We start from the raw sequence: 8,544 nt of genomic DNA on the forward strand, positions 1-8,544 counted from the left end.
ACGCTTCTAACTGACTGAAAACTTTGCGACACAACCGGGATGACCTCGCCTTGCCGGATCAGCAGGCGATCATTCTGTCGAACGATATCGACGGCAACTTCCTGCAGCTGGTCACCTGCATACCGCATTGCCGTTCGTGGAACGCGAGATAGCAGATCACGCATCTCGCTTCGTGCCTTACCTTCGGCAAAACTTTCAAGGAAGGCTCCGCCGGTATACATGATGGCGACAATTGTGGCCGCCAGCGTTTCTCCAAATAGAAGAGCCGCCGACATTGACATCGCAGCCACGATATCCAATCCAAATTCGCGTCGCCACAGGCTTCGAATGATATCGACGACTAACGACAGAACTACAGGCAAAGTCGCGAGCGTCCAAGCGATCCGTGCACTATGCGTATAATTGATAAGATACAAAACGAGCCCGATAATCAGTCCACAAAGAGCAAATATAAGAAGACTGGCTTTAAATTTATCTTTCGCCGAACGTTGCATTGTTCAGGTCTCCACATAAGTGTTTTGAAAGATTTGTCCTTCGTTTGAAACGCATACTTTAGGCCAGTCGAGGAAGCATGGATAAGTGTATATTGGATGCCCTTGAAGGAAGGCAATTTATACCCATTGTACTCTGGACGATATATTCGAAATAGCATGCGAAATGATCAGACAGCCATGCCGACGAGTGCGCCAATGCCTGTGGTCAGCGCCATGGCCAACGCACCCCAGAATGTAACCCGCGTAGTGGCTTTCATCACATTTGCCCCTCCTGCCTTTGCCCCCATAGCACCCAGTAAAGCTAAAAATAGTAAGGAAGCGATAGCGACTGCGTAAAGCAGTATCGAAGGCGGCGCTATGATGACCAAGATGAGCGGTGGAGCCGCGCCGACTGAGAACGTGGCAGCTGAGGTCAGTGTGGCCCGCGCCGGTCGTGCTTCCATGTGCTCTACAATTCCAAGTTCTTCGCGGGCATGTGCTTCTAGGGCGTTGTGTGCCGTAAGTTCTACAGCCACCTGCCTTGCCAGATCATTGGTCAGACCGCGATCAATATAGGCTTGTGTTAACTCGTCGAGTTCGGCTTCAGGCTGTGTGTCGAGTTCTTTGCGTTCTCGGGCGAGGTCCGCCGTCTCCGTGTCAGACTGAGAACTGACCGAAACGTATTCACCCGCTGCCATAGACATCGCACCGGCGACAAGGCCTGCGACGCCAGCAACTAGGATCTGTGTTGTTCCATCTAAGGCAGAGGCGACACCCATAATCAGGCTGGCCGTTGAGACAATGCCATCATTTGCCCCAAGTAATGCCGCGCGCAACCAACCGATGCGTGATACGAGATGTCTCTCTATATGTGATCGGCTCATAAATATCTCCCGCCAATCGATATTCGCAGCAATCTTAGCTTTAATGGGCGCTTTTACCAATGGGCTCATTTATTGCCGAGAACAGCCTGCACATCATTTCAATTCTCAAAAGGCGTTGTGCAGGCAGAGGGGTTGACAGTAACACAATATATATTATGTTATTTTTTATATTGAAAAATTGGAGGCAAAAATGCCTGTCACCAGAGTATCAGAGAAACTGTCGGTATCGGCTCAGCCAGGCTTGGACGAGCTGTATTCGTTGAGCGGTTATGGCTTCGGAGCACTGATTAACAACCGGCCCGATGGTGAAGATGCTGATCAACCGGGAAACCAAGCCGAAAGCAATGCAGCGCGTCAGATTGGTCTCTCCTATGCGTTTATTCCGGTCAGCATGAATTCGATTACAGAAGCCGATGTGCGTGCTTTCCAGAAGGTAGTCAGAGGTTCTGAAGAGCCAGTGCTCGCTCATTGCAAGACAGGGATGCGTTCGCTGAACCTTTATCTGATAGGCGAAATGCTTGACGGACGAATGTCTGCCGAAGAAGTAGCGGCATTGGGACGCCTTCATGGATTTGATACGAGTGCTGCTGTTGTCTGGCTCATGCAGTTTAAGCAACGTCGACCGCAGGTTATGGGCTTTTTCGATAAAAGGACCTGGAGCGTACAGTATGTGGTGTCAGATCCGGAAACCCGTATGTGCGCCATCATTGATCCGGTTCTCGACTTTGATGAAAAGTCAGGTTCAACCTCCACGTCCAATGCGGACGCAATGCTCGACTATGTTCGCGAGAACGATTTAACTGTCGAATGGATACTCGACACACATCCCCATGCCGACCACTTTTCTGCAGCGCAGTACTTGAAAGAGAAAACCGCTGCAAAAACCGCGATAGGCGAGCATGTTGTCGATGTTCAGGCGCTTTGGAAGAAAATCTACAACTGGCCTGAGCTGGCTACGGATGGCTCGCAATGGGACCGGCTATTTGCCGATGGTGATACATTTACTGTCGGCTCTATCAATGCCACGGTGATGTTTTCTCCCGGACATACGCTTGCTTCAATCACTTATGTGCTTGGCGATGCTGCCTTCGTTCACGACACGCTCTTTATGCCTGATAGTGGCACGGCGCGCGCCGATTTTCCCGGCGGGCATGCAAGCGTTTTGTGGCGTTCGATTCAGGCAATTCTGGAGCTTCCGGACGAAACCCGGATATTCAGTGGTCATGACTATCAGCCGGGTGGGCGTGCGCCGCGCTGGGAAAGCACAGTGGGAGATCAGAAGAAATTGAATGCCCATATTGCCAGCATGACTGGAGATGGATTTGTTGCGCTGCGCAACAAGCGGGATAAAACGTTACCGATGCCTAAACTTATCCTGCATGCCCTGCAGGTGAATATTTGCGGCGGGCGTCTGCCTGAGCCGGAATCCAACGGTAAGCGCTACCTTAAGTTTCCACTGGACGCATTGGAGGGGATTGCATGGGACTAACCACTGATAGACTTATGATGATGAAGGGTGGATTATCCCGGGCGGAATTTTCTTCACGTGCAGGCGAAGTTGCAAATCTGCTCAAAACGCTGTCGCATCCGGCGCGTCTGATGCTCGTCTGCAGTTTGGTGGAGGGAGAATATTCCGTGGGCGAACTCGAAGGAAAAGTTGATGTTCATCAACCGCATCTGTCACAGCACCTGACAGTTTTACGCGGTTCGGGGATTGTAGAAACGAGACGAGAGGGGAAGCAAATTTTTTACAGGCTGACGGAAGATAAAGCCGCAAAACTGGTCAGTGCCCTTTATGGCATCTTCTGCTTGGAGACAGAAAAATGAACATTTACCTTTCATCGCTGATCGGGGGGATGCTGATCGGTATTTCAGCAGCGATGCTGCTGATCCTCAATGGCAGGATTGTGGGGATTAGCGGCATCGTCGGACGCCTGATACAGGGTAGCGGCGTTTGGATTAATGTCGCCTTCGTTATGGGACTTATACTTGGGCCGGTTGCCTATCTGGTGATCTTTGGTCATTGGCCACTTGTTCAGATTACAACTGGCTGGCCACTGATCATCGTCGCCGGTTTGTTTGTCGGCTTCGGCTCACGCATGGGATCGGGCTGCACCAGCGGTCATGGTGTGCTGGGGCTTGCGCGCCTGTCACCACGATCAATGGTCGCAGTTGCCACTTTTCTGACAACCGGAGTGATTGCTGTGACTTTACTGAGGGGGCTGGGCGTATGAATCCGAAAATCTCTGAGTTCTGCATTGCCCTTGCCGCGGGTGCCATTTTTGGCTTCGGCCTGTCTTTGTCTGGAATGCTGAATCCGGTCAACGTCCAAGGCTTTCTAGATATTTTTGGCCCATGGGATCCACGCCTTGCTTTTGTTCTGGCCGGTGCCGTCATGGTGGCGTTTTTGGGTGTCCAGATAGTAAAACGGATGCCGCGTCCTGTTTTTGCAGAGAACTTTCATATGCCGACCAACCGCCGAATTGATACACCACTGATCCTAGGTTCCGCGCTGTTTGGTCTGGGCTGGGGTATCGGTGGGTTCTGTCCGGGTCCCGCGATTGCGTCATTGTCACTCGGGCTGCCGCAAAGCATTTTGTTCGTCGTTTCAATGTTGATCGGCATGATCATACATGACAAAATTTTAAAACGGCGGAGTTGAGCGTTTCCTGCCACGTTTTTCCGGGAACTTAAATACTGCTTGTCAAAGGATCAATAGAACAGCTGTTTTTTGTCGAAAGAGAAGCATTGACTTGTTTCGTGAGCGTAAGTCTTCCAAGCTCTGTAATAAACCGCAGCCAAAGGCGATTTTTATTCACGCTGCATATAAGCAATAATCCGCGGTCGATTGGCGCTCGGGCCCTCAAGCACCCGAGTTTAGCATCATTAGTCCCTGCAAAACAGAGAAGTAGTTTGGGGCCATTTTAGAAGACTCATCTTGTGTAAGGCCATTTCCAATCCCTGATTTCCTGCATGTCCTCACCATGCTCGCATACATATTTCTTATGCAGTGTTAGTTTTTCTTCGAATTTGGCAATCAGGGGCAGCGCAATCTCGTTATTGAGTGGCAGACGTCTTAGAGCCGCAATTGCGAGATGATAGCGGTCGAGTCCATTGAGAACCGCCATATCGAAAGGCGTTGTTGTTGTTCCCTGGTCGATGAAGCCTCGCACGTGGAAGTTGGGGTGGTTGACGCGCTTATAAATGAGCCTGTGAATGAGATAAGGATAGCCGTGATAAGCGAAGATGACGGGGCGGTGGGTTGTGAAAATCTGATCAAAATGTTCATCACTAACACCGTGCGGGTGATGCTGCGGTGACTGTAAAACCATCAAGTCCACGACATTGATGACGCGGATTCGCAGATGTGGCAGTGACTGGCGTAGAAGATCAACAGCAGCAAGGGTTTCCATTGTCGGGACATCCCCCGCGCAAGCCATCAAGATGTCTGGCTCCAGACCGTCTTCCGTTCCAGCCCAGTCCAATATGCCCAGACCCGCTTCGCAATGGCGTATGGCGTCCTCCATTGCAAGCCATTGTAGTTCTGGCTGCTTCCCCGCCACTATCACGTTCACTCGGTTCCAAGTCTTCAGACAATGATCGCTAACCCACAGCAAAGTATTTGCGTCCGGTGGGAAATAAACTCGAACTACGTCCGCGCTTTTGTTTGCGACGAGATCAACGAAGCCTGGGTCCTGATGGGAAAAACCGTTATGATCCTGACGCCACACATGAGACGTCAGGAGATAATTGAGGGACGAGATAGTCTTTCGCCATTTTAATTTTTGCGCAACCTGCAACCATTTCGCATGCTGATTGAACATCGCATCCACGATATGGATAAAAGCCTCGTAGCAAGAAAAGAACCCGTGCCTGCCGGTCAGCAAATAGCCCTCGAGCCAACCTTGGCACAAGTTCTCGCTTAATACTTCCATTACCCGCCCGTCTGACGAAAGATAATCATCTGTATCAAGCGTTTCCGCCATCCAAACACGGTTGCTGACGTCAAAAACAGCGCTGAGACGATTGGAAGCTGTTTCATCTGGACCAAATATGCGAAAGTTCTTTTCATGCTCGTTGAGCTTTAAAACGTCCCGGAAATATTCACCAAGAATCTTGGTCGATTGTGCCTGGATCATGCCAGGTTGATCCACAGCCACAGCATAATCACGGATATCGGGTGTGTGAAGTTCGATGCGCAGCAATCCTCCGTTTGCATGTGGATTGGCAGCCATGCGTAGCTCGCCCTTTGGAGCGAGTTCGCGCAGTTCGGCTTTCAATGCACCTTTCTTGTCAAAGAGTTCCTCCGGAACGTAACTTTTCAGCCAGTCTTCGAGGATTTGTCTGTGTCCACTGTTTTCCCGGCAGTTAGCAACAGGCACCTGATGCGAGCGCCAGTAATTCTCTACAATTTGACCGTCGACTGTTTTGGGACCCGTCCAGCCTTTCGGGCTTCGCAGGATGATCATGGGCCAGAACGGACGTTCTGGTGATTTTACATCGGCATTCTTCTTGATCGTAGCAATACGTTCGAAGACCGTATCAAGTGTTTGCGCCATTTTCTGATGCATTGCTTCCGGCTCGCTGCCCTCGACGAAGAACGGTTCATAGCCATAACCGATGAACAAATTCGTCAGGTCATTATCTGCTAGCCTCGCCAGTATAGTGGGGTTAGCTATCTTGTAGCCATTGAGGTGCAGGATCGGCAGGACTGCGCCATCGCGCGAGGGATTGAGAAACTTGTTTGAATGCCATGAAGCAGCAAGCGTTGCTGTTTCTGCTTCGCCATCGCCTACGACACAAGCAACCACCAGATTTGGGTTGTCGAAAGCGGCGCCATAGGCATGAACGAGGGAGTATCCAAGTTCTCCGCCTTCATGAATCGAACCCGGAGTTTCAGGCGCGACGTGGCTTGGTATGCCTCCAGGAAATGAAAACTGGCGAAATAACTTGCCCATGCCTGCTTCGTCCTGACTTATTGCCGGATATATTTCCGAGTACACTCCCTCGAGATAGGTGTTCGCCACAATGCCCGGACCGCCGTGACCGGGGCCGCATATGTAGATTACATTGGCAGCCTGTTGCTTGATAATGCGATTAAGATGAGCATAAATGAAATTGAGGCCAGGTGTTGTACCCCAATGACCGAGCAATCTGGGCTTAATATGTTCCGGTTCAAGCGGTTTGCGCAGGAGCGGGTTCTCCATCAGGTAAATCTGCCCTACCGATAGATAGTTGGCCGCGCGCCAATACCGGTCAATTAGCGAAAGGTCCTCGGAATTAAGAGGACCAAGAGGTGATGCCCTGCTCATGCTTCGTCTCCTTCACTGATTTACGCAGTCATGTCAGTTACGGTTTAAGCGGCGCTGTTCTCAAGAACCTGAAGTGTTTCCAAGGCGATGATACGTTCCTCATCGGTAGGAAGTACAAATGCAGCCGTACGGCTCGAGTTGGTGGTGATCCGGAACGTATTTCGATTATTGGCGCCGGTATTAAGATCGATCCCCAGCCAAGAGAGGCGTCGGCAAACTGCAGCGCGGATCTCTGGCTGGTTTTCACCAATTCCGGCAGTGAAAATGAGCGCATCAAGGCCACCTAGTGTGCAAGCAAGACGAGCTACTTCACCTGCTATACGCAGAGTGAAAACTTCGATAGCTTCGCGGGCTTGTGGGGAGCTGCTTTCAAGGAGATCGCGTGTGTCGCCGCTTAATCCCGAAAGTCCGAAAAGGCCCGAGCGATGATAGAGCAGATCTGATAGCGCATCTGGAGGCATTTTCTCTTGTTGCAGAAAATAGAGAAGCAAGCCTGGATCGAGCGCCCCGCAGCGGGTTGCCATCGGAATACCGTCCAGTGTTGAGAAGCTCATGCTTGTATCGATGCTTTTGCCCCCTTTGATGGCACAAAGACTGGCTCCGCTGCCCAAATGTGCGACTACGATCCTTCCAGCAGCAAGCTGTGGCTGTTTCTTGGAAAAACTGCCGATTATCGATTTATAGGAGAGGCCATGAAAGCCATATCGCTTTAAGCCACGCTCGTGGAATTCACGCGGAAGCGCGAAGCGGCGCATGACTTCCGGGATGGTTTGATGAAACGCGGTGTCAAAGGATACGGTTTGCTTGATGTGCGGAAAGAGTTTTTGGATCGCTTTGATCAAAGCGGCGCTCTTCGCTTGGTGCAACGGAGCAAAACCTGACAATCTTTCGATTGCGTTGATGTGCTTATCATCTACCAAGATTGGCTGGATGAATTGGTCACCGCCGAAAACCACCCGATGGCCAACTGCCAGCATACGGGAGAGATTTGTATGCGTCGAGAGCCTCGAGAAAAGTTCTTCAACGATTAAAGCGATCTCATCTGCACCAGATGTCTCTAATACGATATCTAGGTTGCAATGATCTCCCCGTAACCGAAAAGTTAAAGGAAAACCGTTCAGATCCATCTCGCCTCTGGAGATTTTTACGATCTGTTCACCATCATACGCGAAAAAACCGATCTTCACGCTGGAAGAACCGACATTGAAAGTTATCAGCTGCTTGTCCAAGCTGCATATCCTTCGCTTCAGATCGATTACACTAGCACAATTTTATCTAGATTTTTGGTTTAACACTCCGATTAGCTCGTTTCATTCCGGAATTTCTCGCGACGGTCGGGAATACGCTGTTTAAAATCAATGCGAATTGTTTGAGATTAAGATGGGACCGAACATCTAATGCCGAGACCTGGGTGGCGTGCGTTGACGAGGAGCCCAGCGGCTTTATAAGTCTGCTCGATACTTTCATCGGAGGAATCTTCGTTTCTCCAGCCCAGCAAGGGCTTGGTATCGGTCGTCAGCTCATCTCATATGCTCTCAATCGTAAAGGTGAACTTGAGCTTGAGGTTTACACCGACAATCAGCAAGCCGTGAATTTCTACACCAAACTCGGCTTTGAAGAGTTGTCACGCCGTGCTCGCGATGATGACGGCTACGCTTTCGAAAATGCCCGTTTACGCCTAATCAGCTAATGGCACGTCGGGCGGCGAGAACCGCCGCCCGACAATCATTTAACAAACCAAAAAGCCGAACGTCCGCACCCCCCTCCGGCTCACCTCTACGTGGAAATCAACAAGTTAGTTAGTTTTTTATATCAACCGTCAGGAATTTCAGCTCACCAACGTTTTTAAATTCGTTGCTAACGTCGCTGGCAATA

Annotated in this window: 8 protein-coding genes and 1 pseudogene; 5 read left to right on the forward strand and 4 right to left on the reverse strand. The window is 50.5% G+C overall.

The genetic code is table 11. From position 1 onward, the window contains the following. Together CEV31_RS13035 and CEV31_RS13040 are read right to left on the reverse strand one after the other, a co-directional pair. Window positions 1–494, reverse strand: a pseudogene (locus CEV31_RS13035) (heavy metal translocating P-type ATPase); the annotation flags it as partial. A gap of 167 nt (window positions 495–661) precedes the next feature. Next, entirely contained in the window at window positions 662–1,357 is a 696-nt protein-coding gene (locus tag CEV31_RS13040; RefSeq protein WP_094507515.1) for a VIT1/CCC1 transporter family protein, read from the reverse strand. A 190-nt stretch (window positions 1,358–1,547) separates the two neighbouring features. Between CEV31_RS13040 and blh the strand changes: the two genes are divergently transcribed. From blh to CEV31_RS13060, 4 genes are read left to right on the forward strand one after another with little or no spacing between them, the layout of a single operon-like run. After that, complete coding sequence (blh, locus tag CEV31_RS13045; RefSeq protein WP_094507508.1) at window positions 1,548–2,846, forward strand: bifunctional sulfur transferase/dioxygenase Blh; 1,299 nt, start codon at window positions 1,548–1,550, stop codon at window positions 2,844–2,846. Beyond that, entirely contained in the window at window positions 2,837–3,184 is a 348-nt protein-coding gene (gene bigR, locus CEV31_RS13050; protein ID WP_094507509.1) for a sulfite-sensing transcriptional repressor BigR, read from the forward strand. Before blh ends, bigR begins: the two co-directional genes overlap by 10 nt. Then, window positions 3,181–3,591 carry a YeeE/YedE family protein gene (locus tag CEV31_RS13055; RefSeq protein ID WP_094507510.1) on the forward strand — a complete coding sequence of 137 codons (411 nt, stop codon included), beginning with the start codon at window positions 3,181–3,183 and terminating at the stop codon, window positions 3,589–3,591. The genes bigR and CEV31_RS13055 overlap by 4 nt, the downstream gene beginning before the upstream one ends. Further along, on the forward strand, window positions 3,588–4,019 hold the full coding sequence (locus CEV31_RS13060) for a YeeE/YedE family protein (protein WP_094507511.1): 432 nt from the start codon (window positions 3,588–3,590) through the stop codon (window positions 4,017–4,019). The genes CEV31_RS13055 and CEV31_RS13060 overlap by 4 nt, the downstream gene beginning before the upstream one ends. A gap of 271 nt (window positions 4,020–4,290) precedes the next feature. Here CEV31_RS13060 and CEV31_RS13065 read toward each other — a convergent pair whose 3' ends face one another. Together CEV31_RS13065 and CEV31_RS13070 are read right to left on the reverse strand one after the other, a co-directional pair. Then, a complete protein-coding gene (locus CEV31_RS13065; protein ID WP_094507512.1) occupies window positions 4,291–6,669 on the reverse strand; it encodes a phosphoketolase family protein in 2,379 nt (792 codons plus the stop codon). 44 nt (window positions 6,670–6,713) lie between these two features. Next, the gene (locus CEV31_RS13070) at window positions 6,714–7,898 is read right to left on the reverse strand and encodes an acetate/propionate family kinase (RefSeq protein WP_094507513.1); all 1,185 of its coding nucleotides are present in this window, start codon (window positions 7,896–7,898) and stop codon (window positions 6,714–6,716) included. Window positions 7,899–8,038: 140 nt separating this feature from the next. Between CEV31_RS13070 and CEV31_RS13075 the strand changes: the two genes are divergently transcribed. Further along, window positions 8,039–8,359, forward strand: coding sequence for a GNAT family N-acetyltransferase (locus CEV31_RS13075; RefSeq protein WP_268876353.1), 321 nt, complete (start codon window positions 8,039–8,041; stop codon window positions 8,357–8,359). Window positions 8,360–8,544: the final 185 nt, after the last annotated feature.

Source organism: Brucella thiophenivorans (genome assembly GCF_002252445.1).
GTDB lineage: Bacteria > Pseudomonadota > Alphaproteobacteria > Rhizobiales > Rhizobiaceae > Brucella > Brucella thiophenivorans.

What these genes read in the sequence shown, in the direction of transcription:
- CEV31_RS13065 (WP_094507512.1), bottom strand. Translation starts at nt 6,669, where the DNA reads ATGAGCAGGGCATCACCTCTTGGTCCTCTTAATTCCGAGGACCTTTCG.
- CEV31_RS13055 (WP_094507510.1), top strand. Translation starts at nt 3,181, where the DNA reads ATGAACATTTACCTTTCATCGCTGATCGGGGGGATGCTGATCGGTATT.
- CEV31_RS13040 (WP_094507515.1), bottom strand. Translation starts at nt 1,357, where the DNA reads ATGAGCCGATCACATATAGAGAGACATCTCGTATCACGCATCGGTTGG.
- bigR (WP_094507509.1), top strand. Translation starts at nt 2,837, where the DNA reads ATGGGACTAACCACTGATAGACTTATGATGATGAAGGGTGGATTATCC.
- CEV31_RS13060 (WP_094507511.1), top strand. Translation starts at nt 3,588, where the DNA reads ATGAATCCGAAAATCTCTGAGTTCTGCATTGCCCTTGCCGCGGGTGCC.
- blh (WP_094507508.1), top strand. Translation starts at nt 1,548, where the DNA reads ATGCCTGTCACCAGAGTATCAGAGAAACTGTCGGTATCGGCTCAGCCA.